We start from the raw sequence: 25,185 nt of genomic DNA, 5'->3' as shown, positions 1-25,185 counted from the left end.
AACCTTCAAGACCTGGACCGCGATGGAAACCATCCTGTCGGTGGTGGGCCTGGGCTTTATTCTGTTGTTGTCGCTGTTCGTCTAAACACACTGCACTGATCGTTTCCATGCTCCGCTAGGGAATGTTGCCATGGAAGCTCTGCGTCCACTGTGACGCGGAGCGTCACGGGATGCATTCCCACGCAGAGCGTGGGAACGATCAGGCACAAAAAAACCGCATCGCTGCGGTTTTTTTGTGGGTGAAAGAAATTTCTGTCAGTCGATGCATTTGTGGCGAGGGAGCTTGCTCCCGTCCGGCGGCGTAGCCGTCGTAAAATCGGCCAACGCGTTATGCCAGAAGAACCGCGGTGACCAGTTTGGGGTTCGCTTCGCAGCCCAGCGGGAGCAAGCTCCCTCGCCACAGGAATGTTGTTGCCACAGGTTTTGTGTCAGGCGTTGGTTTTCGGGGCCAAGCCATCCGCCCTGAACATCCCGCGAATCCCGCGCACCGCCTGGCGAATCCGGTCCTGGTTTTCGATCAGCGCAAAGCGTACGTGATCATCGCCATACTCGCCGAAACCCACACCCGGCGAGACGCAGACCTTGGCCTCGGCCAGCAGTTTCTTGGCGAACTCCAGGGAGCCCAGGTGCGCATAAGCCTCTGGAATCTTGGCCCAGACGTACATCGACGCTTTCGGGTTTTCCACCATCCAGCCCAGCTCGTGCAGGCCTTTGACCAACACATTGCGGCGCTGCCGATATTGCTCGGCGATGTCGCGCACGCACTGCTGATCGCCTTCCAGAGCGGCGATCGCCGCCACTTGCAGCGGCGTGAAGGTGCCGTAGTCGTGGTAGCTCTTGATCCGCGCCAAGGCGTTGACCAGCTCCGGGTTGCCGACCATGAACCCGATGCGCCAACCCGCCATGTTGTAGCTCTTGGACAGGGTGAAAAACTCCACCGCAATATCCTTGGCGCCCGGCACTTGCATGATCGACGGTGCTTTCCAGCCGTCGTAGACGATGTCGGCGTAGGCCAGGTCATGCACCACCAGCACGTCGTACTGCTTGGCGAGGGCGATCACCCGCTCAAAGAAATCCAGCTCCACGCACTGTGCGGTGGGGTTGGACGGGAAGCCGAGAATCATCATCTTCGGTTTCGGGATCGAGCCGCGAATGGCGCGTTCCAGTTCCGCGAAGAAGTCCACACCGGGCACCAGCGGCACCGAACGCACCTGGGCGCCGGCAATCACGGCACCGTAGATGTGAATCGGATAGCTCGGGTTCGGCACCAGCACGGTGTCGCCCTGGTCGAGGGTGGCGAGCATCAAGTGCGCCAGGCCTTCCTTGGATCCGATGGTGACAATGGCTTCGCTTTCCGGGTCGATGTCGACCTCGTAGCGATTCTTGTACCAGTTGGAAATCGCCCGGCGCAGGCGCGGAATACCTTTGGACGTCGAGTAACCGTGGGTGTCTTCGCGTTGGGCGACGGTGACGAGTTTGTCGACGATGTGCGGTGGCGTGGCGCCGTCGGGGTTGCCCATGCTCAAGTCGATGATGTCTTCGCCACGACGACGGGCGGCCATCTTCAGCTCGGCGGTGATGTTGAAAACGTATGGGGGGAGTCGATCTATGCGCGCAAAGCGGCGCGGCGAACCTTGTTCGGCCATTGTTGCCTCGGATAACGTAAGCGCCCGGAACCGTCCGAGCGACGCAGGTCTGTGGTGACCTGTGGCGGAATGTACGACCAGCTGTGGCAGACTGTCCAGCCTCCTTGTAAACAAATTTTTCCGAAGGAAATGGAACGATGGAATTCACCAGTGGCTTTTTGCTGAGCCTTTCGCTGTGCCTGGACATCGGCGTGGCCAACATCGCGATGATCACCCTGGCGATGCAACGCGGCTATTTTCAAGGCTTTGCACTGGGCCTGGGGACTTGTGTCGGCGACCTGGTCTACGCGGTGCTGGCGCTGGCCGGCATGACCGTTTTGCTGCAATACGAAACCGTCCGTTGGGTGTTGTGGATCGGCGGTTCGGCGCTGCTGGTGTACTTCGCGGCGAAGATGATTTACTCGGCGATCCACCATGAGGCGCTGTTGGCGCAGACTGCTGAAGTCGGCCACAACTCCCATCGCAAGGAATTCTTTCGCGGGATTTTTCTCGCCATGTCGTCGCCCAGCGCCATTCTCTGGTTCGCGGCCGTGGGCGGCACGCTGATCGCCCGTTCCGGAGGCGGGGGTGGGTTGAGTTCGGCGCTGTTCCTCGGCGGCTTCCTCTGCGCCGGGCTGCTGTGGTGCGCAGGCGTGTGCTTCGCGGCGAGCCACGGTGGCAAGTTGCTCGGCGACAAATTGCTGCGTTACTCCTACATGGCATCGGCGGCGATCTTCTGCTACTTCGCGGTCTACGTGATCCTGTCTGGCTACAACGAGTTTGTGGGCTCTGGCGCCGTCGAGCAGTTGCACGCCTTGTAACTTGGCGATGCGGGATTGGCTTCTATACTCCCTGCCAAACCCACTTTTAAGCGCCAGGAGTCGAGTCATGGATGAACAAACACGTGTCGAGGTGTCCGAACCCCGCATTGAGCACGGGCACTTTCTGCTGATTGCAGGGCTTGGTGGAAAATTTACCCAACAAACCGTGAAAGGCATTCCCGAACTCTGGGAAAAATTCATCCCCCATATTGGCAATGTTCCAGGGCAAAAAGGCGAAGTGACCTACGGCGTCTGCTGCAATTTCGATGGCCAGGGCGGATTCGATTACATCGCCGGCGTCGAGATCAGCAAGCTCGACGATTTGCCGGAAACGTACCGCTGGGTAGAGGTCCAGCCCCAGCAATACGTGGTGTTCGAGCACAAGGGGGCGCTGGAAGACCTGCCGCAAACCTTCCAGTACATCCATGGTACGTGGTTGCCCCAGTCCGGACACGAGCAATTGGCCGCTCCGGAGTTCGAGCGCTACAGCGAAGATTTCAACCCGAAGCTCAACACCGGCAAGCTGGAAATCTGGCTGCCGATCAAGGCGTAATCGAGGCATCGGAGAGTAGATCGGTAGATTCGTCTCTCGATGTCGCGCAGCCGCTGATTTATGATCCCGGCCTTTCCCTCGCTGATTCCGAGCTGCCATGAACACCGTCATCCGCAATGTCACGCCCGCTGACCTGGACCGCTGCTACGCCATCGAAACCGTAGCCTACGAAGGCGACGAAGCCGCCACCCGGGAAAAAATCGCCACCCGCATCGCCACCTGGCCTGAGGGTTTCATCGTTGCTGAAGTGGATGGCGTGGTAGCCGGTTTCATCAACTCCGGTGCGGCATTTCAGGTGGAAATGTCCGACGAGGCGTTCAAGGAGCTGATTGGCCACGACCCGGCCGGACCGCACGTGGTGATCATGTCGGTGGTGGTGCATCCGGATTATCAGGGGCAGGGTTTGGCGAAACGCTTGATGGGCGAGTTCATCGAGCGCATGCGCGCGCTGAACAAGGCCAGTATCAACCTGATGTGCAAAGAGCGGCATATCCCGCTGTATGCCGGGTTCGGCTTTGCCTATATCAAGCCGTCGGCGTCCGACCACGGTGGCATGGCATGGCACGAGATGGCTCTCAATCTCTAAACCCGACGCAACCCCCTGTAGGAGAGAGCCGGCTCGCTCCTACATTGGTTTTGTATTGATCCCCGGTTAGAAAAACAACCCCATCCGCCGCTCATACCCGATCCGCCCTTTATACGCCTCGCCACTGTCGACAAAACCATACCGGGCATACAGCGCAATGGCGGTGTCGTTGTCCGCATCCACCGATAACTCCAACCCTTTGATCTCCGGCCAAGCCTGGCGCGCAGCCTCGGGCAAGGCTTGCAGGCAGGCCTTGCCGTAGCCTTTGCCTTGCGAATGTTGGTCGACTTGCAGGGCATGTAGGGTGGCGCTGTGTTCATTGGCCCATTCCGGCAATACCGGGGGGCGCTTGAGCAGCAGGAAGGCCACCGGAATGTCTTCAGCCAGCAGGGCAAATCCTTTGACCCCCGGGCCGGGCTTGGACAACAAGGTGTGCAATGCACCGTGGATGTCGCCGCAGAACTTTATCTGCTCGGGATGTACTTCAATGGCCTCGATCTGTTGGCGCTGCAGCGCATTCAGGCTTTCGTATGGCATGAGTCGGGTTGTCACGGGACGGTCCTTTTTCCAACATGATTAGAAACCCGGATTCTAGCGATTCCGGTGGATTGGATTATTTTTATTTCACCTGTCGATTCAACGGATCGCCAGACGACTATGGGTGTCTTCCAACAAAAACCACGGAGAACCACCATGAACTCGCAAACCCAGATCCAGAACCTCATCGAAAGCTATCGCCAGGCCGTCATGGCCAAGGACGTGGATAAAGTCATGGCGCTGTATGCCGATGACATCGTCTCCTTCGACGCGGTCAAGGCTTTGCAATTCAAGGGCAAGTCCGCCTACCGCGCCCATTGGCAGGAGTGCATGCAAATGTGCCCCGGCCCGCACATCTTCGAGTTCCACGAAGTCACCATCGAACCGTCCCAGGAAATCGCCTTCGCCCACTGGCTGGCCCATTGCGGCGGCACCAACGACAAGGGCGAAACCCAGGCCTGCTGGATGCGCGTCTCGCAGTGCTACCGGCAAGAAGCGGGGTTGTGGCAGATCGTCCATGAACACTGGTCGGCACCGTTCGACATGCAAACCGGTGCACCGCTGTTCGACCTCAAGCCCTGAGATTTTTTTATCGCAAACAACGCCAAGGTGCCGATCTGCGGCCATAGTTGATCCGTTCGATGAAGGAGAACGCGATGAAGTATTTATGCCTGGTCTACAGCGATGAGCACCTGCTGCATTCGCTGCCGGAGAGCCCGCACGATTCCGAGTGCATGGCTTATGCCGAGTCGATCCAGGGCAGTGGCCGGATGGTCGCCGCCGAGGCGCTGGAATCCGTGCAGACCGCCACCACCGTGCGCATGCGCAACGGCAAAATGTCGATCACCGACGGCCCGTTCGCCGAAACCAAAGAGCAGTTGGCCGGTTTCTACCTGATCGATGCCAAGGACCTCAACGAAGCCATCCAGGTCGCCGGGAATATCCCGGCGGCGCGGGTCGGCAGCGTTGAAGTGCGCCCCGTGCGCCAGTTGAATCCTTGACTGATGGTGGCGCAAGCGGTCAAGGCGCGGGTCGAACAGGTTTATCGTGAAGACTCGCGGCGCATCCTGGCAACGTTGATTCGCTTGCTCGGCGATTTCGACCTCGCCGAAGAAGCTTTGCACGAGGCGTTCTTCGTCGCGGTCGAACGCTGGCAACAGGACGGCGTGCCGGACAACCCACGTACGTGGCTGGTGTCTACCGGGCGCTTCAAGGCCATCGACGTGTTGCGTCGGCGTGCCCGGTTCAATGCTTCGCGGCCATTGTTGCTAGCGCAACTGGAGGCGCTGGAGCAGGCGGACTGGAGTGACGAAGACGTGGAAGATGATCGCTTGCGCCTGATCTTCACCTGTTGTCACCCGGCATTGGCGGCGGATGCCCAGGTGCCGTTGACCCTGCGGGAAGTCTGCGACCTGACCACCGAAGAAATTGCCCGAGCCTTTCTCTCGGCGCCGGCCACCATCGCCCAACGCATCGTGCGCGCCAAGGCAAAGATCCGTGACGCAAAAATTCCCTATCAGGTGCCCTCTCTGGCGGAATTACCCGAACGCCTCGACAGCGTGCTGCGGGTGATTTATCTGGTGTTCAACGAGGGTTATTCGGTGTCTATCGGCGCACAGGTGACCCGCGAAGACCTTACCCGCGAGGCGATTCGCCTCGGCCGGTTGCTGATGGAATTGCTGCCCGAACCGGAAGTCATGGGCTTGCTGGCAATGATGCTGTTGCACGAGTCGCGGCGGGTGGCCAGAACGTCTGCGAGCGGCGAACTGATTTTGCTGGATGAGCAGGACCGAACGTTGTGGAACGGCGCAATGATTGCCGAAGGTTGCGCGCTGGTGGAGCGGGCGTTGAGCAGTCGCCGATTTGGCCCCTATTGCCTGCAAGCGGCGATTGCCGCAGTTCATGCCGAGGCCCCCTCGGTGGATGAAACCGATTGGGAGCAGATCGTCGGCCTCTATGACGTGTTGCTACGGGCAGTGCCTTCGCCGGTGATCGAGTTGAATCGGGCGGCGGCGATTTCCAAACGGGATGGACCGTTGGCGGGTTTGATCCTGGTCGAGGCGATTCTGGCGCGCGGTGATTTGCTCGATTACCACTTGGCACATTCGGCGCGGGCGGAGTTTTGCCGGCAGCTGGGGCGGGTGGAGCAGGCGCGGGCCGCCTATGAGCGGGCACTTGAGTTGACGCAGCAGGCGCCGGAGCGGCGGTTTATCGAGGGGCGGCTCAAGGCGTTGGAGTGATGTGACTTCGCCGGCCTCATCGCGGGCAAGCCCACTCCCACAGTGGTTTGAGGTGCACACAACTTTTGGTATCGACACAAATCCCTGTGGGAGCGGGCTTGCCCGCGATAGGGCCGAAGGACCTTCACTCCAACATCTTCCCTAACAACCAACTCCCGGCAGACCCCGGTGGATGCAATCGCGACCACAGTGCATCCACCGACACCGTTTTCGGCCAGCCGCGCACGTGCAGTTCCTGCAAGGTGCCCGGGCCGAAGCGCGCCACCAGCCAACGCGGCAACGGCGCCCAGCCAAAACCACCCTGAGCCATTTCCAACAGCATCAAATAACTCGGCGCTGACCACATGCGGCCCTTCGCCCGGCTTTCATAAGGATTGACGATGGTCGCCAGGCGCAACTCACGGTGTTGCTGCAACACGTCCTGGTCAATGTGATCCAGCGCGGCCAACGGATGCATCGGCGACACGAACAGCGCAATCTCCGTGCGTTCGTCCACTGTCGAACTGACCAGGTCCGGCGGATAGCTGTCCTGCATTTCAGCAAAGGCGAGCTGCGCCCGACCGCTTTGCACCAACGCCACCAAGTCATCGCATTCGGCGATCAGGCATTCGAGCTCCAGGTCCGGGTAACGCTGTTCGAAGGCGCTGAGCGAAGCTTCGAAGCGGTCGGACTGGTACGTGTCGGAAAGAGCGACCGTCAGTTTCGCCTCAACCCCTTGCGAGAGCTGGCTGGCAGTCATTTCCAGGCGACTGGTGGCGGCCAGTATGTCTTCCGCCCGTTGCAGTACTACTCGTCCGGCGGGCGTCAGGCCGGGTTTGCGGCTGCTGCGGTCGAACAACGTCAGGTTCAGGTCGATTTCGAGGCTGGCGACAGCCGCGCTAATGGTCGACTGACTCCGGCCCAGCTTTCGCGCGGCAGCGGAAAACGATCCTTGGGTGGCGGCTTCGACAAACGCCAGCAGCACTTCATGAGAGGCCATGAACTATCGCCTTGATCGATGGTTATTGATTATGAAGTATCGGTTTGTTGGCAGATCATGGCAACCATCGTTACCCAAGGAGTCCTGGCCATGAGCGCCAACAAATCCATCACTGAACGTATCTTCCAGGCGATCGGTTTCGAACTGCTGGCCATTCTGATCTGTACGCCCTTGCTGGCCTGGATCATGGAAAAGCCAATGCTGGAAATGGGGGCGGTCACCTTGCTGATCGCGGCACTGGCGCTGGCCTGGAACGTGATCTTCAACGGCCTGTTCGACCGGTTGCTCAAGCGTTTTGCCATCGCGCACAACGCCTGGGTCCGTGTGGTGCACGCGCTGCTGTTCGAAGGCGGACTGGTTGCCCTTGGCGTGCCCTTGATCGCGTGGTGGCTGAACGTCAGTCTGTGGCAGGCGTTCCTGCTGGATATCGGCGTACTGCTGTTTTTCCTGCCGTACACCTACCTTTATCACTGGGTGTACGACGTGGTCCGCGAGCGGTTGGTTATCCGCTCTACGTGTAACGCGTAACCTGTAGAGGGGCGATCACCAGCGCGACGCCCATCTACAGAAGTGGCGCTTAATAATCCCGCCGTTTGCGGAACGTCCAACGTCCGGCAATCACGTAAAATTCAGACGCAAAAAAGCCGCACGATCATCAAATCGTGCGGCTCTTCGCGGTGAGCATCAGTCGTCTTTTTTGTTCTTCAGGACTTCGCCGGTGGCGGCGTTCAAATCCACGTCCCATTCAACGTTTTTCGCGTCGCGCAACTCGACTTCGTACTCGTAACCGTTGAAGTGGTTATCCAAGTCACTGTCGGTAATTGTCGCACCCGGATGCAGTTTCAGAACGATCTGGTTCAACTCTTCCAGTGGCTTGATCTTGCCATCCTTGACCAACTGAGGAATCTGGTCGACAGGAACATCAGCCTGGGCCAAACCGGCGGTGAGCGTCAGGGCGGCAGCGGTGAACAGAGCAGTCAGCGTCTTCATGAGTTCATTCCTTGTGTGAGCTGTTTAAGTGGGATCAGGTTAACTTTGGTAACTTAATCCACCCTTAAAATTCCCTTTGATGTCTTGCTTCAATCACTGTGGGAGGGTGGCTTGCCCGCGATGGGGCCGTCAGCTTCAACATCAACGTTGAATGACGACACGGCTATCTCGGGCAAGCCACGCACAGGTTTAATACCCAATATTCTTCAACAGCTGATCGACACTCGCGGCGGCCGGGCGTTTATAGAACTTCAACAACTCGCTGGCGCGGTTGGTAAAAATGCCGTCGACACCGGCATCCATGACCTTCTGAAAATCCACCGCATCGTCGACGGTATAGACGTGCACCAACAGTCCCTGATCGTGGGTGTACTGGTTCATCCACGGTTGCACCAGGTCCGAGTAACTCTGATCGCCACCTTTGGTCAGTGTCGCGGAAGGACCGGTGCCGATCGCGCCCTGGGCTTTGGCGTAGTCGACCCAGCGCTGGAATTCGGCTTTGTCCTTGGGTGCCTGGCTGGCGTAGTAAGCGGCTTTGTCTTTCTCGCCGGATTCGGCAAACGGCACTTTGGATTTCGGTTCGATGCTGCCTTCGCCCACCCACAGCAGAAGGATTTTCGGTACTTGGGGCATTTCCTTTTGCAGCAGTTCCAGGCTGCTCTTCTCGAACGTTTGCAGGATCACCTTGCCTTTACCCTGACCGACCGCCAGCTCGCTCTTCGCCAGTTTCGATCCGGCCGGGCTCAGCCAGCCGCGGTCATGGAGTTTGTCCTTGAGATCGCGTTCGATGCCGGGAAACTGCTTGGGCTCCTTGGTTTCGATGTACAGGCCTGGCTTGTGCAGCGGGTTGCCCTGGGCGATGTCGATGATCTCATCGAGCGTCAGAATTTTCAGGCCTGCATAGGATGGACGCGCGCGATCGGGGTACGCGGTGTTGAACCAACTGCCGGCATCCAGGGTTTTCAGTTCGGCCATGGTAAACGCATTGGCGGGGCTGTCTTTGCGCTCGGGGAATTTGCTGGCGACATCGGTGGTGCGTTGCAGGTTGTTGTCGTGCAGGGCGAACAGCACACCGTCCTTGCTGCGTTGCAGGTCCAGTTCCAGGTAATCGGCGCCCAGGTCACGGGCCAGCTTGTAGGCGGCAACCGTGGACTCCGGTGCGTCGAACGAGGCGCCACGGTGGGCGATCACCGCCGGGTGCGGGATGCCCAGGCGCGTGGCCAATGCTGTGGGACCGGGCTCGCTGGCGGCTTGGACCTGCCCCAGGCCGAGCCAAAGACTCAGCAGCAGGGCGCTTTTGGTGAAGGTTGCAGGCATGCTCGAGATCCTTTCGCGATGGTTTCAAAGAAGTCCCTTTTAGCAACTGAGCGTCATCAACGCTATCGCAAGACCGACACAAACGTATTGAAAGCTGATTTTCGTCAGCGTTTTTGTGCGCTCGTTTGCAGTACGCTTGGCGGCAATTTCCCCTGCAGAGGGAAACAGCCATTGCTCGCCCTGTGTGTAAACCGACAATAAACACTGTGAGGTTTACCATGCGCATCACGTCCCAACTCATCTGCCAGGCCGCTGACCAACTCAAAGGCTTCGTAGGCCTCAACCGCAAGACCGGCCATTATCTCGTGCGCTTCAGCGAAGACTCTTTCGGCAGGGACGTGGCGGATGACGGCATCATTCCCGCCAGTGAATTCGTCTGGGCGCCCGGCTTCGAGGGCACCATGATCCTCAAACGCGAGCTGATTCAATTGCTGCTCGATCAGAACATCGACGAGCGGATCAACATCACCGAACCGCTGCGGGTTTACATGAAACGGCGAGAGGTGCCGGAGATTTCGGCGCTGCGGAGTTTGGTTCGTGGTTGAGGTTTCCACGTTGACTGGGCTTCAGAGCTGAACCCATAACCCGCTTCGACTCGGTATTCATGGCAACTCGTAGCAGGCCAGAAACATGTCCAGCGCCGACTCTGCGACGGTGGTCTGCATTTCGGGCGAAAGACTTGGCAGCCCCATGGAAACTTGCGGCCAGAACGCGAAGGATTTGAGCATTCCCTGAATCTGCTGCGCGGCAAATGCCGGGTCGACTTGTTTCAATCGGCCATCGGCCTGCGCAGCGCGAATCCACACGGTCAGGCTTTCTTCCCGCTCACCCATTCTGGCAACCATGTTCTGTGCGCGCTCGGGGGAATGGATGGTGGCAGCGATGGCCACCCGCGCCAAATCGAGAAAGTTTTCATCACCCAGCATCTGCAACTTGGCCATCAGCATCACGCGCATCTGCTCGCGTAATGGCTGTTGTGGGTGGTAGGACATTTCCTGCTCCGCCGTCACCCGAGTCCACAATTGATTAAGAATTTCGGCGAACAACTCTTCCTTGCTCGGAAAATGGTTGTACACCGTGCGCTTCGACACGCCAGCGCTGGCGGCAATCTTGTCCATGCTGGTGATGTCGAAACCGTTGGCACGGAACTCAGCAATCGCGGCTTGAATGATGGCTTCGCGTTTTCGGTCGGTCAGGCGCTGTGCAACTGTCATAAATCCGCTTCGGCAGAGAGAAAAGGAAAATTACACTCGGTAGTTTACTTGTGGGCGGGATTGATGCAACCTTGAAACTACACTGTGCAGTGTAATGTTTTGTTAATCCTGCCCGGTAAACACTAGAGTGTTCGGCTAATGCGTGCGTGCCTTGGCCATTTATCGTCCCAAGCGGAAAATCGCCAACGCGCGGTTTTTCTGGAGTCATTCAGTTATGGCCAATGCAGTTTCCCCGGCGAATAACGCGTCTACCCTTGATGCCTCTCGACAGGCTCGAGGGCAATTCCAGAACCACACGCCGATACAGCGATTAAGCATCGGCAAAACCCTGCGCATCTTGTGGAACGCGATGTTCCACAAACCGCGCGACACCCGCCCGACGGCACCCGTCCCCGTGCAAGCGCTGACGCAAGCGGCACTGATTGCCGCGCCGAACCACAGCGTCTATCGCCTCGGTCACTCCACGTTGTTGCTCAAACTGCGGGACAAGTTCTGGATCACCGACCCGGTTTTCGCCGAACGTGCCTCGCCTGTGCAATGGGCTGGCCCCAAGCGCTTTCACCAGCCACCCATCAGCCTGGAAGAGCTACCGCCGATTGAAGCCGTGATCCTGTCCCACGATCACTACGACCACCTGGATTACCAGACCGTGCTCAAACTGGCGGACAAAGCCAACTATTTCCTCACTCCGCTGGGCGTGGGCGACACGCTGATCAGATGGGGTATCGACGCCAGCAAAGTCCGCCAACGGGACTGGTGGCAAGGCACGGAAATCGACGGCATCCAGTTCATCGCCACCCCCTCGCAGCACTTTTCCGGCCGCGGCCTGTTCGATGGCAACAGCACCCTTTGGGCTTCGTGGGTGATGATCGACGGCGACACGCGCATCTTCTTCAGTGGTGACAGCGGCTATTTCGATGGTTTCAAACGCATCGGCGAACAGTACGGCCCGTTCGACCTGACGTTGATGGAAACCGGCGCCTACAACGTCGATTGGCCACACGTGCACATGCAACCCGAACAAACCCTGCAGGCCCACATTGACCTCAAGGGCCGCTGGCTGCTGCCCATCCACAACGGCACCTTCGACCTGTCGACCCACGCCTGGTACGAACCCTTCGACCGCATCCTGGAGTTGGCCTGGGAGCGCAGTATTTCGATTACCACGCCGCAAATGGGGGAGGCCTTCTCCCTGAGGCATCCGCAACGGGGCGGGGCCTGGTGGCAGGAGGTGGAACAGCGGATGTTTGAGGAGCAACAGAGCGTCGGATGAGCGGCTACGGCTCGCGACGAACTTTCGTACGAGCCCTGGTGATTTAAGACGACGGATAAATCTGACTGATTCTTTAGGCTGATTCGCGGGTGAGGTCATTGACCCGCAATCAGTCAGAGGATTTGTACATGGATGTATCTTTTAATGGCCGCATGACGCGGCTAGCCAGTATTGTCGTGTTATCGATGGCAGCCAGCGCAGCCTATGCGCATAACCTGATATCCGAAACCAGGCTGGAATATTTAGGTGTCGATGAGCTCAACCAGAGGATGGAGCGTGGTCAACTGAGCTCCGTGATGCTGGTCAGGCACTTATTGCAACGGATCGAAAGGCTGGACAAGCAGGGGCCGGCAATCAACGCGATCATCGAACTGAACCCCGACGCACTGGACATTGCACAAGTCCTCGATAAGGAACGCCAAAGTGGGCATGTTCGCGGTCCATTGCATGGCATTCCTGTGCTGCTCAAAGACAACATCGATACCTCCGATTCAATGCAGACCAGCGCCGGTTCATTGGCTCTGGTTGGGCAACCTGCAGCGCAGGACGCCTTTATCGTGCAGCGTCTGAGGGATGCCGGAGCGGTCATTCTCGCAAAGACCAACCTTAGCGAATGGGCTAACTTCCGCGATCCGGCCGTTCCCGATGGCTGGAGCGGGCGAGGTGGGCAAACCAGAAATCCCCACGTGTTAAGCGTAACGCCATGCGGCTCTAGCGCCGGTTCGGGCGCAGCGCTCGCGGCGGGTTTCGCGCCGCTGACGGTTGGAACGGAGACGATCGGTTCGATCATCTGTCCTGCATCACTCAATGGCGTGGTCGGTATCAAACCCACGGTGGGCTTGCTCAGTCGCAGTGGCATGGTTCCCGTGACCTACAAACTCGATACGCCGGGGCCGATGGCTCGCACAGTTCGTGATGCTGCATTGTTGTTGAACGCCATGCGTGGCAGCGATCCAACTGACCCGATCAACAAGCCATCTGTCATTGATGCAACGGATTACACCGCTTTACTGCGCACTGATGCACTGGCGGGACGCCGTATCGGCTTTCCATTGAAGTTCGGCACCAGCGCCGAGGGGCTTGAAAGCGATCCGCAATTTTCCAGGGCTCTGGAAGTGATGCAGGCTGCCGGCGCCATCCTGATTCCCGTGGAACTTACCGATCCGTTATCGGAGCAGGTAGATGAGGCGCTATGGATGGGTATCAAGCGTGATTTGCCGAGGTATCTGGCAACACGTACCGCAATGTCTGCTCCCACGCTGGACGCAATCGTGCGCTTTAACGAGGCCACGCCAGGTGATCCGGCTTACGGGCAAAGCGTCCTGAGCGCGGCCAACAGCATCGATTTCGATGAGCGCACTTACAATGCGCTATGGCAAAAAATCCGCCATGAAAACGCTTCTGTCATCGACGACTTGCTGAACACCCATCAACTCGACGCCTTGGTGCTGGATGTCGGCTCCCCCGGTTTGAATGTCATCCCGTTGGCAGGCTACCCCGGCATCATGATGCCGTCGGGAGTGGACGCAGACGGCGTACCGACCTCGGTGTTCTTCTACGGCGCTCCATGGAGTGAAGCCAAGCTTCTGGCACTGGCTTACGGCTATGAACAAGCCGCACACGCGCGGCAGACCCCTGCTTTCAAACCGTAGACATTCACTCGGCAAAGACCACCTCAAGCCGGCCCTCTCTTCGCGATCGGGGGGCCGACTTGACGACGATTTGTACATCGCGGCCGAGCAACAACAAACACTCCATCATCTTGGATTCGCTGATCCCGCGAAACTTGCCTCGCAGCATTTCAGAAAGCTTGGGTTGTGAAAGCCCCAGAATTTCTGAAGCCTGAATCTGGGTCAAATGGCGAGCCTTGATGATTTCCCCAATTTTTGCCGCCAACTGCGACTTGACTCGCATTTCATTGGAGTGGGGTATACCAAGGTCTTCGTAAACGTTGCCGCTGCTCTCTTCGATTTCAATCATTTTCCAATCCTTTCGCGTGATCCTGAGCTGCTTGTAGCCTTTTTCTGATCAAGTCGATATCGCACTGCGCAGTTTTAATGCCTGAAACCGACTTTTTCTGAAAACAGTGCAGAACGTAGATAGCGCTCCTGAAGCGAACGGTATAAACGGCGCGGTAAGTGTTCGTATCGAAGTCCTCAATCAACTCAAGGACCCCGGCACCTCCAAAGCTCTTGAGATGCTTGGCGTCTGGATGCCTCTTGCCGTTTTGCGCTAAATCGAGAGCGTGACCAAAAACATCCTGTAAATCTGCGGGTAACTGCTTGAGGTCCTTTTTGCTGCTGTAACCCACAGGAGTGGCTTCCTTGTACTCATGCGAAAATATACCTATATGGGAATAAACGTCAATCGTTGCCTTTACTCACTCCACCATTGCAAAATCCGCTCGCCCAACCGGATTCGGCGTAGACCCTCTCAGATTCATCCCACGCCCTGGTGCAAAACCGGGGAAAAACACCAAACCTTCCGATTCAAACCGGTAAGCCAAGGCCAACCGAGTGACATCCAGCACGTCCTGTTGCGCTTCGAAGCGCTGTATGGCTTCGACAGAAACCGACGCTTCCCGCGACAACTCTTCCACGCTCCAGCCCAGCATTGCTCGGGCCTGGGCGCAGTGGGTAGGGGTGAATTGGAAAAGGGCGATACGTTCCAGGGTGATTTTCATCGCTTGAGAGGCCATGGGTATTCTCCGGGCTCGAGAGTGTTGATCCAAAATGTACTGTGTTTTTGTACAGTTGTTTTGAGCCCGAATCAAATCGAATTTTCAGTTCACACGCTTCCACCTGACAGGTGGCAAGCGTCAGCGTGGTGAACAAACCACAGGTTGCTCATCGGCGCTGATCTTCAACTGCGCCGAAGCAGCCAGCAATTTCTTCAGCCGCGTGCACAAGGGTAAAAAAATTACCCCGCTGGCTAAACCTCCGTCGCCCGTTATTGAAGACGATGGGAGCGATGAGCTTGCCGAACAGTGGCTGGTCCATGCGACCACCGTGCAACGCAAACACGTGCTGTATGTCATCCATGTGCAGACCCGTTATTGCATGATTTTCGCCGACGCGAAAAAGGCGGATGTCGACGGGTTCCTTAGGCGTTTCGTCGACCGTTGGATAGAGGGCCTGATCCGTCATGCCGGGCAACATGACATGCTTCGCTGGGTTGACGCCGAGCAGATGATGGAGGGTTTCGAGGAGAGTTGCCGCGATTACGCGTTTTACAAACGCGGCCATCGAGGTGCGCAAAAGCATATCAATGAGATCGCCTGGGTTTTCGAGGATTGCGCCGCCCAATGGGGGACTTTGCCCACTGACGAGTTTTCTGCCGGACGCTTCGATGGCGATATGAACGACACGCTTCGAGGGAGCAAAGGGCACAAGGACTATTACTACCCGGATGAGGAAATGATGGCTCACTGGTTGCGCCGGTACGCTGGCCTTGATGAGCCCAGCGTTCAAGCCGCACTTGAACGGCGCATGGAAGTGAATCGGGAAATCTGGGAATTTGAGCGGCAACAGGCGCATGACGCTCAGTATTGAATTACTGTCCGGTCAACCCCGGCGCCTCCCGCACTAGAAAGTGATCCAGATTTTCGATGCTGGCGCTGAATACCCCGAACGTCTGCTCGGGGTTTTTCTTGCTCGGTACCTGCTTCAACTCCGGCGTCACGCCATAAAAGAAGCAATACAACGCCTGCCCACTTTCGATGGCGTGCTTGATCTCCTCCAGGAACGCCTTGCGCTTGCGGTAGGTGTCGATGAGCTTCTTGCTCAGGTAAACATTGACCGAGTAAGGCTTCTTCTCGAACCAGACCTTCTTCTCGAAATCGATGCGAAAGCTCTGGGTGTAGTCCTTGATCTGCTTGACCTTGCCCCAGTAAATCAGCCCTTTGTTGTCTTGCAGGTATTCGATTTTCTTGAAGAACGAAGCGTAGGGCGCGGTATGTTCGCCAATCTTCAGCGGCATGCGCTTGAGCAAATCCTTGTCGTCGAAGTTCGATACGAAACATTCCACCGGGTGGGCGAAAACGCTGGTCTTGTCCGGGGCCGAGTCGCGGCTCGGCTGCTCGACGCCAGCGACGGCCGAAGACGTTGAAGGCTCATCAGGCTGAGTACCGGCGGACGCCGCAGCACTGGACGGCTTACGCACATACGCACGCCGGGTCAGTAACAATTCAGACGGGAAATTTTCCTCTCGACTGTCATCCGTTTCCGCTTCTTCCACACCCAACGCCGGCGTCTTCAGACTCACATAAGGACAACCCTCGACATGCCGCGTGCTCGGCAAATTCTTGAAGTGCGGCGTGCGTACGTAATTCACGTTCTTGGCGTTAAACGTGCCCAACTCGTTCGCTACATCGAAGGCGAGGCGGCAAGCATTGTTGGGGCATTGGAAATGCTCCTTCGCGGAATCGAAGGCCATGGTTTCGTCGAAATTCAGATCGCGCACGTCATAGATCGACAGCTTTTCGTCGAGGCTGAGGCAGTAGGCGAGGTCGAATTTCATGGGGCTTGGATCCGTGGAAGCAGGGTGACGTATTAATAGCGGGAGGCGGGGCGTGTTGCACTCATTGTTTTCATTCTCAATCCAATCGCTCACCCTGTTTCATTGGTTGGTACAAGTTCCTATGAAGTACTCCAATCCCGCAGGAAATCTAACGCCTAAAATTTCGGACAGCGCCATTACTTGAGACTCGTTCAAAAGTAACTCTCCCGGTTCCATTTCAGCGAGGGGCTTTGATTCAACGAGTTGAGCGACTTTTTCATTGAGTTCAATGCCATCGATGTCCAGTTCGAATTGTAAAGAATCGTCCTTCTTCTCGTCCGGATAAAAGCCAGTGATTGATAGGTAGCGCATGTGTTATTCCTTAATTTCTTGTGGTTTTCCTACCCGGTTTCGCTGGTTTTGTTTGCTTGCCGGTAGTGTGGTTATATTCACCAAGGTGAATCCCCAATTTGTCGAACTTTTCTACGGCATTACTTTTGTAGTCCCATTCATAAATTCGTCCCTTACGGTCAACCCAACGGGCGCGTTTCTTTCCACCTCCTTGAACAGATGACTTTGATTTTACTCGGACTGCATCGGGGAAAGCGGGTAGCGTTTTCGGGTGGTCATAATACGAATGATCTCCCATTTGGCTAATAACAATATAAACGGGCTTCACCAAAGCCCCCACCGGAAACACAAGAATAAAATCCTTGTACTCAGGCGGATAAATCGGATTGACGATGATGCCGTCAGCCTGTTTCGTCGGTGGGTAAACCCAGATATGTGGCGCTTGCGGGGCGGCTTCCAGCTTGGGGATGCCGAGAATGTCCGAGCCGTCTTCGGCGGGCGTCCAGATCAGTTCGATGCCTTCCCCAAGATCGGCAACGTACTGGCTACCGCGCAAATCCACCTGCACGACATCGACCATTTCCCAATCGCGGTTCTTGCCGGTGTAAAAACCGTAACCCTTGAGGCTGCCGTCATCTTGCTGCTCGATGTTCAGGCGAACCCGCGTGCGGGCCTGTTCGAGAGCGCGCAGTTGGTCTTCGCTGTAGAGAGCGCTGTCGCCGAGAGTGGGTGCCCAGAACAGTGCGACCACGCCGGTCAACGCCGCCGTTGTCGCCGCGCCAAGCGCTCCCCCGGCGCCTATGACCGAGGCCATGAGCGCGGGGGCACGAAGTGCCAGTTGACCAATGCCCAGCGCAACCGTCGAGCCGCTGATGGTCTGCAAATCAAGCAGACCGTCGTCATCAACCTCCCTGGCACCCAGCAAGACGATGTCGCCATAGTCTTCAAGGCTGTCAGTCGGCACCATTCCTGAAGGATTGGAGTAGTTGATGACCGCGTCCGGCAACTTGCAGGATTTGGCGAACACGCATCCGACGCGGGGCACTTCATTTTTTATCGGAACCACCCCGAGCCGATTTTCAAATGCATGCTGTCGGGCGAGCATCGCCTCGTAGGCCGACTGCCGGGCCTCGCGCTCGGCCAGTTCGCTGGGCGTCATCAAGCGATAGGTAACGTGATGCCCGTCACCCGAGGGCGGGTTTTTAACCTGGGGAATGTCCTTGTTGCCAGCCACTGACTGTCCTTGTGCGTTCGTGCATCGGTGGCCCTAGGGCAGGGCTGCGCGACGTTAACGAACCAGAGGGACTGTGGCAGTAGGATGTTTCTGGGATGACGGCAGGAATTGTCTGTGTTCGTGCTCGGTTACTCAGGTTTCAACCGTTTCACCTTTGTATAAAGCAAAGCTGTGAACTCATCCCGATCACTCGAATGATGACAACGTCGATGACAGTTTGGGCATAACGCAACAGCATTGCTTGGGCGATCTGAACCTTCTTGTGCCAAATGCTTAACGTGATGAACCTCAAGGAACGGCATGCCCGACTTCTCAAATGGAGCCGGCTCGCCACATCCTTCGCACTTACCTTCAGCCTGCTGGCGAACCCACGCTCTTACTACCGGATCGCGTAAAAAAGACTTTCCACTGGAATGAGTCTGCGCGGGTTTCTCAATTCCCTTCGGCACCACTTTAATCGGTTGTCGCTCAAGCTTTGCAGCTCGCCGCTCCAGCGTTGCCTCGTCGGCTGTCGGGGCAAAGTCTTCAGGGGTTACAGGGCCAGGAGCATTGAGTGCTTCGCGAATGCTCTTCGCAACATTGGCACCGACATTTTTGGCAGGCTTGTATCCCTTGATAGGTTTTCGACCCAGCTCGACCATAACCGTAGAAATGTTCTGCATCCGAAACTCAACAGAACCTTTGGTGCGACCAACCAAAGCACCCTCGCGCAGGACGCGATTTTCATGAGCTTTGTTGATCGCCTGACCATTCTGCTCGCGAGAAAGCATGCTGAGGTAGGCATCGACCGCAGCCTGAATCTCTGCCTCACTCCAATCGCCTTTGCTTTTTTCCGTATCCATACAATCGCCGAGGGTTAAATACCCTCGGACGATACTGAGTGGCCACTACAACTGTCTACGAAATTTCCTACAGAAAATAGAAACGGATCTCGCATGATCCTACAGACACATCGCTAACCCATCGAGTGCTTTGACGACTGAAATATTTGCGCAACCCTTCGCCACCATGGTTTTGCCACCTTAACGCGTCGTTGGGTCTGATCGCTCAACAGATACGGCATATCCCGAAGTCGAATCCAACCTTCATCCTGCCAATGGAGCAAACTCAATGACATCTGCGGCCAATCCAACAAACTCAGCATCGGCCGATCCGAACTTTCAGGTTGCTTCGCATCGCGTAACGCCGATACCACCTGATGAGTCAACCACTCACGCAACAAGCGATTCCCTGGAACGTAGTGATAAACCAGCAGCGCATAAACGCCAGATTCACTCAGCATCAGCTGTTTTTCTGGTTGCCGGAAATACTCAATACATAGAACGCGTCGCTGATCCTTGTCCAGCTTGTTGACCATACGATCACTCAAATGGACACCCATCAATCGACCGATATCGCGGGCACAGAACCATGGCTGGTTTTCAAGGAGTAGAGCGTGAAGGAAAAGGTTATGGCGGGTGAAAACTGTCGGAGTGTAGGTATCAGGTATTACGGATCGGTGTTGAGTTCCTGCAGGCATAGCCATTACCTCTACGTAGGTAGGTGAAGGGGGGCCGGAACCCGACGTAGAGGACTTAAGAAATCCCAACAGGCTCTTTCTCTCACAAGGGTCCGCATATAAGGCTGATACCAGCATGCGTTCAGTGTGAGCAAGTAGCTTCTACGTTGGGCGTTTCTTAGGCACCTGCAATGGAGCTTAGAAGTGCTTTGATCGTCTATCAATAAGGAAGGGGCTGGATTTGCTGTAGGAGGTTTAGCTGCTACTGAGATTGCGAGTAGGCGTTTTCCTACCCAACAAAAAGCCCCGATCAGATCGGGGCTTTTTGATTTATTGATTTGCCGATTCAACTCGTCAAATCGCGGCTAGCTCAGGAATCAATCCCAGCTCAACGCCCCACCCGTCTGATACTCAATAACCCGCGTCTCAAAGAAATTCTTCTCTTTCTTCAAGTCCATGATCTCGCTCATCCAAGGGAACGGGTTAGTCGTCCCTGGGTACTCTTCCTTCAAGCCGATCTGCGACAGGCGACGGTTGGCGATGAACTTGAGGTAGTCCTCCATCATCGCCGCGTTCATGCCCAGTACGCCGCGAGGCATGGTGTCGCGGGCGTATTCGATTTCCAGTTGGGTGCCTTGCAGGATCATTTGCGAGGCTTCTTCCTTCATTTCGGCGTCCCACAGGTGTGGGTTTTCGATTTTGATCTGGTTGATCACGTCGATGCCGAAGTTCAGGTGCATGGATTCGTCGCGCAGGATGTATTGGAACTGCTCGGCGACGCCGGTCATTTTGTTGCGGCGGCCCATGGAGAGGATCTGGGTGAAGCCGCAATAGAAGAAGATGCCTTCCAGTACGCAGTAGTAGGCGATCAGGTTGCGCAGCAGTTCTTTGTCGGTTTCGACGGTGCCGGTTTCGAACTTCGGATCGGAGATCGAACGGGTGTACTTCAGGCCCCAGGTGGCTTTTTTCGCGACCGATGGGATCTCGTGGTACATGTTGAAGATTTCGCCTTCATCCATGGCCAGCGATTCGATGCAGTACTGGTAGGCGTGGGTGTGGATCGCCTCTTCGAAGGCCTGGCGCAGGATGTACTGGCGGCATTCCGGGTTGGTGATCAGGCGGTACACGGCCAGGACCAGGTTGTTGGCAACCAGGGAGTCGGCGGTGGAGAAGAAGCCGAGGTTGCGCATCACGATACGGCGCTCGTCGTCGGTCAGGCCTTCCGGGTTTTTCCAGAGGGCGATGTCGGCGGTCATGTTGACTTCTTGCGGCATCCAGTGGTTTGCGCAGCCGTCGAGGTACTTCTGCCAGGCCCAGTCGTACTTGAAGGGTACGAGTTGGTTGAGGTCGGCGCGGCAGTTGATCATGCGCTTTTCGTCAACGGCGACACGAGCGGAGGCGCCTTCGAGTTCGGCGAGGCCTTCGGCGACGTCGAGGGAATCCAGGGCAGCCTTGGCGCGGGCCACGGCGGCGGAGTCACTGGCGGTCACGGCGCGGGCTTCCAGCGCGGCGGCACCGCCGGCGCTGTCGAGACGGTCCATGTTGGCTTCGGTGGCGTGGCCAGCGTTAGCGCTCTTGACTGCTACTTCCGTGTCTTCTTTGTCGAATTCGTCCCAGCTCAGCATGACGTGTCGTCTCCTGCGTGAGGGCCAGATTGCCCGTGTGAAATGGATGAGTCGGTATTTCACACGGCCGTACTGGCCGCGTTGGATCTAAAGGAATCGTTTTTTGCACTCGCCAAGGCAGGCAATAAAACAGAATTTTGTACGGGGTTCCGAGAGCCTCTGATGGGCGCAATCAGCATCGAATGCTGTTGCGGGGCTTCAGACTGGCTATTGATCCCTGTAAGGGGATATTGCAGGCCCGTTTAAGGCGGCATTATAGGGAAATTTTCACGGGCGTGGTGGGGCGAATCCGCGCATGGAGCGGTCGAGAAGCAGGGTTTTTCGGTCGGAGCGAGGGTTTACAGGGCTTTGGCTGAGATTGGCGATGGCAAAATTTTTTTTGGCAAATTTGAGTTTGCTCAAAAAGTAATCAAAAAAAGGCTTTTTTCACTACATCTTGTGTTTCTGGATGCTTTTCGAGAGTTCCAAACACAACTGAGCCCGACCGAAGCCGGGCTGGAATCGACCTTCAGCAATCGCTGAAATGATCCGATTCGGTGCAGTTACTCAGCCGCTGGAGCAGCCATTGCCCATGACGCTGTAACGCAAGATATGCCGTTGGCCTTTGGAGTCGTCATATTCCATTTTCATCGGGACAACTTCACACACATTGGGGACTTCGCTCATGGAAACAACTTTGGCGATGTCCAGGTGCATCGAGTAAGTGTATTCCTCGATAGCCGGTTGTTGCTGCGCGACATCAGTCTGAACCTCGTCTGCCATGGCGGTTGCGCACAGACTGCTGAGGGCCAGAACCAATAAAGCTTTCATTTAAGTTTTACCTTTCTTGAGGCGAGAGGGGGCACGCAATCTTTTTGGGATTGCGTGTGAATCTTTACAACTTGGGTTTGGGTTAACTGCCTTCGTGGGGGCTGTAACGTGGTTAACTCAGGTTGCCGGGTTGGCGAGGTGGATTTTAGGCGTGGGGGTTTCGTTCATATAGCCGTGCTTTTGATAAACACTTTTGACAGTTTTCGTAACAATCCTTCGAAACCTTTGTGTACGGCTATGCAGGAGCCGGCTTGTTGGCGAAATTGGCGACGCGGTGTGTCAGGCATAGCGTCATCGCTGGCAAGCCAGCTCCCACAGGTTATGGGGAACCTAGCTCGTTTGGAGTAGGACGAATTACCTCTGGCTTGGCAGGCTGAGTCGCTATTCACGACATTTTGTGTGGGCTTGTTACTACCATCGTCGAATGGTTCTATAGGCCCGGCCCGGGCTACAACGGTGCCATACAAAAACAACTATTCCACCGAGGTAAGAAAGATGAGTGCGGCTTCCCTGTATCCCGTTCGTCCCGAGGTTCTGGCCAATACGTTGACCGACGAGGCGACCTACAAGGCCATGTACCAGCAGTCGGTCGTCAACCCGGACGGCTTCTGGCGCGAGCAAGCCAAGCGCCTCGACTGGATCAAGCCTTTCACCACGGTGAAGCAGACTTCCTTCGACGATCACCATGTCGACATCAAGTGGTTCGCCGACGGTACCCTGAACGTTTCCTACAACTGCCTCGACCGCCATCTGGCCGAGCGCGGCGATCAAGTGGCGATCATTTGGGAGGGCGATGATCCTTCCGAAAGCCGCAACATCACCTACCGCGAACTGCACGAGCAAGTCTGCAAATTCGCCAACGCCCTGCGCGGCCAGGATGTCCATCGCGGCGACGTGGTGACGATCTATATGCCGATGATCCCTGAAGCCGTGGTCGCCATGCTGGCCTGCACCCGGATCGGTGCGATTCACTCGGTAGTGTTCGGTGGTTTCTCGCCTGAAGCCCTGGCCGGTCGCATCATCGACTGCCGCTCGAAAGTGGTGATCACCGCCGACGAAGGCATTCGTGCCGGCAAGAAAATCCCGCTCAAGGCCAACGTCGACGACGCCCTGACCAACCCGGAAACCAGCAGCATCCAGAAAGTCATCGTGTGCCAGCGCACCGGTGGCGACATCAAGTGGAACCAGCATCGCGACATCTGGTACGAAGACCTGATGAAAGTGGCCGGCACCGTTTGCGCGCCGAAAGAGATGGGCGCTGAAGAAGCGCTGTTCATCCTCTACACCTCGGGTTCCACCGGCAAGCCAAAGGGCGTGCAGCACACCACCGGCGGCTACTTGTTGTACGCGGCCATGACCCACGAGCGCGTGTTCGACTATCGCCCGGGCGAAATCTACTGGTGCACCGCCGACGTCGGCTGGGTCACCGGCCACAGTTACATCGTCTACGGCCCGCTGGCCAATGGCGCGACCACGTTGCTGTTCGAAGGCGTGCCGAACTATCCGGACATCACCCGGGTGGCGAAGATCGTCGACAAGCACAAGGTCAACATTCTCTACACCGCACCGACCGCGATCCGCGCGATGATGGCGTCGGGCACCGCCGCCGTGGAAGGCGCCGATGGCAGTAGCCTGCGCTTGCTCGGTTCGGTGGGCGAGCCGATCAACCCGGAAGCCTGGGACTGGTACTACAAGAATGTCGGCAAGTCCCGTTGCCCGATCGTCGATACCTGGTGGCAGACCGAAACCGGCGGCAACATGATGAGCCCGCTGCCGGGCGCTCACGCACTCAAGCCGGGTTCGGCGGCGCGTCCGTTCTTCGGTGTGGTGCCGGCTTTGGTGGATAACCTGGGCAACATCATCGAAGGCGAGGCCGAGGGCAACCTGGTGATTCTCGATTCGTGGCCAGGCCAGGCGCGCACGCTGTATGGCGATCACGACCGCTTCGTCGACACCTACTTCAAGACTTTCCGTGGCATGTACTTCACCGGTGACGGCGCGCGTCGCGATGCCGATGGTTACTACTGGATCACCGGTCGCGTCGACGACGTACTCAACGTCTCCGGCCACCGCATGGGCACCGCCGAGATCGAAAGCGCGATGGTCGCCCACCCGAAAGTCGCCGAAGCCGCTGTGGTCGGTGTGCCGCACGACATCAAGGGGCAGGGCATCTATGTCTATGTCACCTTGAAAAACGGCGAAGAGCCGAGCGAGCAACTGCGTCTGGAGCTGAAAAACTGGGTGCGCAAGGAGATCGGTCCGATCGCTTCGCCGGATGTCATCCAGTGGGCGCCAGGCCTGCCGAAAACCCGTTCGGGCAAGATCATGCGGCGGATTCTGCGCAAGATTGCCACCGCTGAGTACGATGGTCTGGGGGATATCTCGACCCTGGCGGATCCGGGTGTGGTGCAGCATTTGATTGATACGCACAAGACGATGAACGTCGCTTAACCCGCCGTTCCTGAGTCACCGAAGCCCCGCCCGGCATTGCCTGGCGGGGCTTTTTCGTATCGATCGTTCCTACGCTCTGCGTGGGAATGCCGCCATGGACGCTCCGCGTCCGCCGTTGACCTTGTGACGCAGAGCGTCACGGGATGCATTCCCACGCGGAGCGTGGGAACGATCGACGGAGGAGCCAATAATTATCGGTTTCGTCTGTAGGGTGTTTCCCTATGTTACCCGTCACCGTTCAAGTAACTGAATGTGTAACCGTGCGTCCAATAACGAGGCATTGGGAAACGCAAAGCCTCGTTTCAACACCTCTGAATCGGTCATAAAAAATAAGACCCAACGCTACACTTGCCGGATTAGAAGGCTTTGCCAATAATAGGCCCGCAATTTGCAGCATGGATCGGTTCACTGTCTTTTGCATCTGCATGAATTTGCAGGGCTGTCAACGTGCCCAAGCGGCTTTCTCGGTGCTTCTGTAATTAGTTGTCGCATTGAAGAAATATCGGCTTCGGGCCTGTCGTTAGAATGCCGATCACTCGCTCGTCGTTGCTGGTGTTGATTTTCAACATCGGCTTCTCAGGACG

At 56.9% G+C, this 25,185-nt stretch carries 29 protein-coding genes; 13 read left to right on the top strand and 16 right to left on the bottom strand.

Annotated elements, in window-relative coordinates; translation table 11 throughout:
* A partial coding sequence (locus D8U73_RS29540; RefSeq protein WP_130905169.1) for a hypothetical protein occupies window positions 1-85 on the top strand: 85 nt, incomplete at its 5' end.
* A gap of 343 nt (window positions 86-428) precedes the next feature.
* Here D8U73_RS29540 and alaC read toward each other — a convergent pair.
* Window positions 429-1,646: an alanine transaminase gene (gene alaC / locus D8U73_RS16825; protein ID WP_056852593.1), complete on the bottom strand. Its 1,218-nt coding sequence runs from the start codon at window positions 1,644-1,646 to the stop codon at window positions 429-431.
* Window positions 1,647-1,783: 137 nt separating this feature from the next.
* On the opposite strand from alaC, the gene D8U73_RS16820 reads away from it, so the two are divergent.
* The 3 genes from D8U73_RS16820 to D8U73_RS16810 all read left to right on the top strand — a co-directional run bounded on the left by D8U73_RS16820 (window position 1,784) and on the right by D8U73_RS16810 (window position 3,585).
* Window positions 1,784-2,446, top strand: a complete 663-nt coding sequence (locus D8U73_RS16820; protein WP_130905166.1) for a LysE family transporter — start codon at window positions 1,784-1,786, stop codon at window positions 2,444-2,446.
* Window positions 2,447-2,513: 67 nt separating this feature from the next.
* On the top strand, window positions 2,514-2,999 hold the full coding sequence (locus tag D8U73_RS16815) for a GyrI-like domain-containing protein (protein WP_130905165.1): 486 nt from the start codon (window positions 2,514-2,516) through the stop codon (window positions 2,997-2,999).
* A 97-nt stretch (window positions 3,000-3,096) separates the two neighbouring features.
* Window positions 3,097-3,585 carry an N-acetyltransferase gene (locus D8U73_RS16810; protein WP_130905164.1) on the top strand — a complete coding sequence of 163 codons (489 nt, stop codon included), beginning with the start codon at window positions 3,097-3,099 and terminating at the stop codon, window positions 3,583-3,585.
* A 66-nt stretch (window positions 3,586-3,651) separates the two neighbouring features.
* Here the strand turns inward: D8U73_RS16810 and D8U73_RS16805 are convergent, their stop codons facing one another.
* A complete protein-coding gene (locus D8U73_RS16805) occupies window positions 3,652-4,137 on the bottom strand; it encodes a GNAT family N-acetyltransferase (protein ID WP_130905163.1) in 486 nt (161 codons plus the stop codon).
* 141 nt (window positions 4,138-4,278) lie between these two features.
* Between D8U73_RS16805 and D8U73_RS16800 the strand changes: the two genes are divergently transcribed.
* From D8U73_RS16800 to D8U73_RS16790, 3 genes are all read left to right on the top strand, one after another.
* Entirely contained in the window at window positions 4,279-4,704 is a 426-nt protein-coding gene (locus D8U73_RS16800) for a nuclear transport factor 2 family protein (RefSeq protein WP_056852588.1), read from the top strand.
* Window positions 4,705-4,778: 74 nt separating this feature from the next.
* Complete coding sequence (locus D8U73_RS16795) at window positions 4,779-5,123, top strand: YciI family protein (protein ID WP_056852587.1); 345 nt, start codon at window positions 4,779-4,781, stop codon at window positions 5,121-5,123.
* Between the two features lie 3 nt (window positions 5,124-5,126).
* Window positions 5,127-6,362, top strand: a complete 1,236-nt coding sequence (locus D8U73_RS16790) for an RNA polymerase sigma factor (protein ID WP_130905162.1) — start codon at window positions 5,127-5,129, stop codon at window positions 6,360-6,362.
* 124 nt (window positions 6,363-6,486) lie between these two features.
* Here D8U73_RS16790 and D8U73_RS16785 read toward each other — a convergent pair whose 3' ends face one another.
* The gene (locus tag D8U73_RS16785; protein ID WP_130905161.1) at window positions 6,487-7,341 is read right to left on the bottom strand and encodes a LysR family transcriptional regulator; all 855 of its coding nucleotides are present in this window, start codon (window positions 7,339-7,341) and stop codon (window positions 6,487-6,489) included.
* A 90-nt stretch (window positions 7,342-7,431) separates the two neighbouring features.
* Between D8U73_RS16785 and D8U73_RS16780 the strand changes: the two genes are divergently transcribed.
* Window positions 7,432-7,869, top strand: a complete 438-nt coding sequence (locus tag D8U73_RS16780; RefSeq protein ID WP_130905160.1) for a multidrug/biocide efflux PACE transporter — start codon at window positions 7,432-7,434, stop codon at window positions 7,867-7,869.
* A gap of 156 nt (window positions 7,870-8,025) precedes the next feature.
* Here D8U73_RS16780 and D8U73_RS16775 read toward each other — a convergent pair whose 3' ends face one another.
* Window positions 8,026-8,331, bottom strand: a complete 306-nt coding sequence (locus D8U73_RS16775) for a PepSY domain-containing protein (RefSeq protein ID WP_130905159.1) — start codon at window positions 8,329-8,331, stop codon at window positions 8,026-8,028.
* 189 nt (window positions 8,332-8,520) lie between these two features.
* Entirely contained in the window at window positions 8,521-9,648 is a 1,128-nt protein-coding gene (locus tag D8U73_RS16770; protein ID WP_130905158.1) for a glycerophosphodiester phosphodiesterase, read from the bottom strand.
* A gap of 218 nt (window positions 9,649-9,866) precedes the next feature.
* On the opposite strand from D8U73_RS16770, the gene D8U73_RS16765 reads away from it, so the two are divergent.
* On the top strand, window positions 9,867-10,193 hold the full coding sequence (locus D8U73_RS16765) for a DUF2025 family protein (protein WP_056852581.1): 327 nt from the start codon (window positions 9,867-9,869) through the stop codon (window positions 10,191-10,193).
* 57 nt (window positions 10,194-10,250) lie between these two features.
* On the opposite strand, the gene D8U73_RS16760 is transcribed toward D8U73_RS16765, so the two are convergent.
* A complete protein-coding gene (locus tag D8U73_RS16760; protein WP_130905157.1) occupies window positions 10,251-10,862 on the bottom strand; it encodes a TetR/AcrR family transcriptional regulator in 612 nt (203 codons plus the stop codon).
* A 214-nt stretch (window positions 10,863-11,076) separates the two neighbouring features.
* Here D8U73_RS16760 and D8U73_RS16755 point away from each other — a divergent pair, with 214 nt between their 5' ends.
* Together D8U73_RS16755 and D8U73_RS16750 are read left to right on the top strand one after the other, a co-directional pair.
* Entirely contained in the window at window positions 11,077-12,135 is a 1,059-nt protein-coding gene (locus tag D8U73_RS16755; protein WP_130905156.1) for an MBL fold metallo-hydrolase, read from the top strand.
* A gap of 128 nt (window positions 12,136-12,263) precedes the next feature.
* Window positions 12,264-13,787, top strand: coding sequence for an amidase family protein (locus D8U73_RS16750; RefSeq protein ID WP_130905155.1), 1,524 nt, complete (start codon window positions 12,264-12,266; stop codon window positions 13,785-13,787).
* 4 nt (window positions 13,788-13,791) lie between these two features.
* Here D8U73_RS16750 and D8U73_RS16745 read toward each other — a convergent pair whose 3' ends face one another.
* The 3 genes from D8U73_RS16745 to D8U73_RS16735 all read right to left on the bottom strand — a co-directional run bounded on the left by D8U73_RS16745 (window position 13,792) and on the right by D8U73_RS16735 (window position 14,833).
* Window positions 13,792-14,115, bottom strand: coding sequence for a helix-turn-helix transcriptional regulator (locus D8U73_RS16745; protein WP_130905154.1), 324 nt, complete (start codon window positions 14,113-14,115; stop codon window positions 13,792-13,794).
* Window positions 14,108-14,446, bottom strand: a complete 339-nt coding sequence (locus D8U73_RS16740) for a type II toxin-antitoxin system RelE/ParE family toxin (RefSeq protein ID WP_130905153.1) — start codon at window positions 14,444-14,446, stop codon at window positions 14,108-14,110. Before D8U73_RS16740 ends, D8U73_RS16745 begins: the two co-directional genes overlap by 8 nt.
* A gap of 69 nt (window positions 14,447-14,515) precedes the next feature.
* Window positions 14,516-14,833, bottom strand: a complete 318-nt coding sequence (locus D8U73_RS16735) for a helix-turn-helix transcriptional regulator (protein WP_130905152.1) — start codon at window positions 14,831-14,833, stop codon at window positions 14,516-14,518.
* 202 nt (window positions 14,834-15,035) lie between these two features.
* On the opposite strand from D8U73_RS16735, the gene D8U73_RS16730 reads away from it, so the two are divergent.
* Window positions 15,036-15,686 (top strand): hypothetical protein, encoded by a 651-nt coding sequence (locus D8U73_RS16730; RefSeq protein ID WP_241668531.1) that lies wholly within the window; start codon window positions 15,036-15,038, stop codon window positions 15,684-15,686.
* Window position 15,687: 1 nt separating this feature from the next.
* Here the strand turns inward: D8U73_RS16730 and D8U73_RS16725 are convergent, their stop codons facing one another.
* The 7 genes from D8U73_RS16725 to D8U73_RS16695 all read right to left on the bottom strand — a co-directional run bounded on the left by D8U73_RS16725 (window position 15,688) and on the right by D8U73_RS16695 (window position 22,150).
* Window positions 15,688-16,653, bottom strand: a complete 966-nt coding sequence (locus tag D8U73_RS16725) for a hypothetical protein (RefSeq protein ID WP_130905150.1) — start codon at window positions 16,651-16,653, stop codon at window positions 15,688-15,690.
* Window positions 16,654-16,752: 99 nt separating this feature from the next.
* Complete coding sequence (locus D8U73_RS16720; RefSeq protein WP_130905149.1) at window positions 16,753-17,004, bottom strand: pyocin S6 family toxin immunity protein; 252 nt, start codon at window positions 17,002-17,004, stop codon at window positions 16,753-16,755.
* A 10-nt stretch (window positions 17,005-17,014) separates the two neighbouring features.
* On the bottom strand, window positions 17,015-18,217 hold the full coding sequence (locus D8U73_RS16715; protein ID WP_130905148.1) for an S-type pyocin domain-containing protein: 1,203 nt from the start codon (window positions 18,215-18,217) through the stop codon (window positions 17,015-17,017).
* Window positions 18,218-18,345: 128 nt separating this feature from the next.
* Entirely contained in the window at window positions 18,346-19,059 is a 714-nt protein-coding gene (locus D8U73_RS16710) for an HNH endonuclease (RefSeq protein WP_130905147.1), read from the bottom strand.
* 113 nt (window positions 19,060-19,172) lie between these two features.
* On the bottom strand, window positions 19,173-19,706 hold the full coding sequence (locus tag D8U73_RS16705; protein WP_130905168.1) for a Bro-N domain-containing protein: 534 nt from the start codon (window positions 19,704-19,706) through the stop codon (window positions 19,173-19,175).
* A 386-nt stretch (window positions 19,707-20,092) separates the two neighbouring features.
* Window positions 20,093-21,340, bottom strand: coding sequence for a ribonucleotide-diphosphate reductase subunit beta (locus D8U73_RS16700; protein ID WP_007992761.1), 1,248 nt, complete (start codon window positions 21,338-21,340; stop codon window positions 20,093-20,095).
* A gap of 546 nt (window positions 21,341-21,886) precedes the next feature.
* Window positions 21,887-22,150, bottom strand: coding sequence for a DUF2790 domain-containing protein (locus D8U73_RS16695; RefSeq protein WP_056852566.1), 264 nt, complete (start codon window positions 22,148-22,150; stop codon window positions 21,887-21,889).
* Window positions 22,151-22,645: 495 nt separating this feature from the next.
* On the opposite strand from D8U73_RS16695, the gene acs reads away from it, so the two are divergent.
* Window positions 22,646-24,601: an acetate--CoA ligase gene (acs, locus tag D8U73_RS16690; protein WP_056852565.1), complete on the top strand. Its 1,956-nt coding sequence runs from the start codon at window positions 22,646-22,648 to the stop codon at window positions 24,599-24,601.
* Window positions 24,602-25,185 lie beyond the last annotated feature (584 nt).

Origin of the sequence: Pseudomonas sp. Sample_22 (assembly GCF_004307635.1) — a bacterium.
Taxonomy (GTDB): Bacteria; Pseudomonadota; Gammaproteobacteria; order Pseudomonadales; family Pseudomonadaceae; genus Aquipseudomonas.
This window is presented reverse-complemented; position numbering and strand designations above follow the sequence as displayed.

Bases quoted from the DNA above. Each gene is read 5' to 3' on its own strand.
- D8U73_RS16765 (WP_056852581.1), top strand. From the start codon at position 9,867: ATGCGCATCACGTCCCAACTCATCTGCCAGGCCGCTGACCAACTCAAA.
- D8U73_RS16745 (WP_130905154.1), bottom strand. From the start codon at position 14,115: ATGATTGAAATCGAAGAGAGCAGCGGCAACGTTTACGAAGACCTTGGT.
- D8U73_RS16795 (WP_056852587.1), top strand. From the start codon at position 4,779: ATGAAGTATTTATGCCTGGTCTACAGCGATGAGCACCTGCTGCATTCG.
- alaC (WP_056852593.1), bottom strand. From the start codon at position 1,646: ATGGCCGAACAAGGTTCGCCGCGCCGCTTTGCGCGCATAGATCGACTC.
- acs (WP_056852565.1), top strand. From the start codon at position 22,646: ATGAGTGCGGCTTCCCTGTATCCCGTTCGTCCCGAGGTTCTGGCCAAT.
- D8U73_RS16750 (WP_130905155.1), top strand. From the start codon at position 12,264: ATGGATGTATCTTTTAATGGCCGCATGACGCGGCTAGCCAGTATTGTC.
- D8U73_RS16700 (WP_007992761.1), bottom strand. From the start codon at position 21,340: ATGCTGAGCTGGGACGAATTCGACAAAGAAGACACGGAAGTAGCAGTC.
- D8U73_RS16720 (WP_130905149.1), bottom strand. From the start codon at position 17,004: ATGCGCTACCTATCAATCACTGGCTTTTATCCGGACGAGAAGAAGGAC.
- D8U73_RS16780 (WP_130905160.1), top strand. From the start codon at position 7,432: ATGAGCGCCAACAAATCCATCACTGAACGTATCTTCCAGGCGATCGGT.
- D8U73_RS16725 (WP_130905150.1), bottom strand. From the start codon at position 16,653: ATGAAATTCGACCTCGCCTACTGCCTCAGCCTCGACGAAAAGCTGTCG.
- D8U73_RS16785 (WP_130905161.1), bottom strand. From the start codon at position 7,341: ATGGCCTCTCATGAAGTGCTGCTGGCGTTTGTCGAAGCCGCCACCCAA.
- D8U73_RS16815 (WP_130905165.1), top strand. From the start codon at position 2,514: ATGGATGAACAAACACGTGTCGAGGTGTCCGAACCCCGCATTGAGCAC.
- D8U73_RS16810 (WP_130905164.1), top strand. From the start codon at position 3,097: ATGAACACCGTCATCCGCAATGTCACGCCCGCTGACCTGGACCGCTGC.
- D8U73_RS16820 (WP_130905166.1), top strand. From the start codon at position 1,784: ATGGAATTCACCAGTGGCTTTTTGCTGAGCCTTTCGCTGTGCCTGGAC.
- D8U73_RS16775 (WP_130905159.1), bottom strand. From the start codon at position 8,331: ATGAAGACGCTGACTGCTCTGTTCACCGCTGCCGCCCTGACGCTCACC.
- D8U73_RS16760 (WP_130905157.1), bottom strand. From the start codon at position 10,862: ATGACAGTTGCACAGCGCCTGACCGACCGAAAACGCGAAGCCATCATT.
- D8U73_RS16770 (WP_130905158.1), bottom strand. From the start codon at position 9,648: ATGCCTGCAACCTTCACCAAAAGCGCCCTGCTGCTGAGTCTTTGGCTC.
- D8U73_RS16695 (WP_056852566.1), bottom strand. From the start codon at position 22,150: ATGAAAGCTTTATTGGTTCTGGCCCTCAGCAGTCTGTGCGCAACCGCC.
- D8U73_RS16800 (WP_056852588.1), top strand. From the start codon at position 4,279: ATGAACTCGCAAACCCAGATCCAGAACCTCATCGAAAGCTATCGCCAG.
- D8U73_RS16710 (WP_130905147.1), bottom strand. From the start codon at position 19,059: ATGGATACGGAAAAAAGCAAAGGCGATTGGAGTGAGGCAGAGATTCAG.
- D8U73_RS16735 (WP_130905152.1), bottom strand. From the start codon at position 14,833: ATGGCCTCTCAAGCGATGAAAATCACCCTGGAACGTATCGCCCTTTTC.
- D8U73_RS16790 (WP_130905162.1), top strand. From the start codon at position 5,127: ATGGTGGCGCAAGCGGTCAAGGCGCGGGTCGAACAGGTTTATCGTGAA.
- D8U73_RS16755 (WP_130905156.1), top strand. From the start codon at position 11,077: ATGGCCAATGCAGTTTCCCCGGCGAATAACGCGTCTACCCTTGATGCC.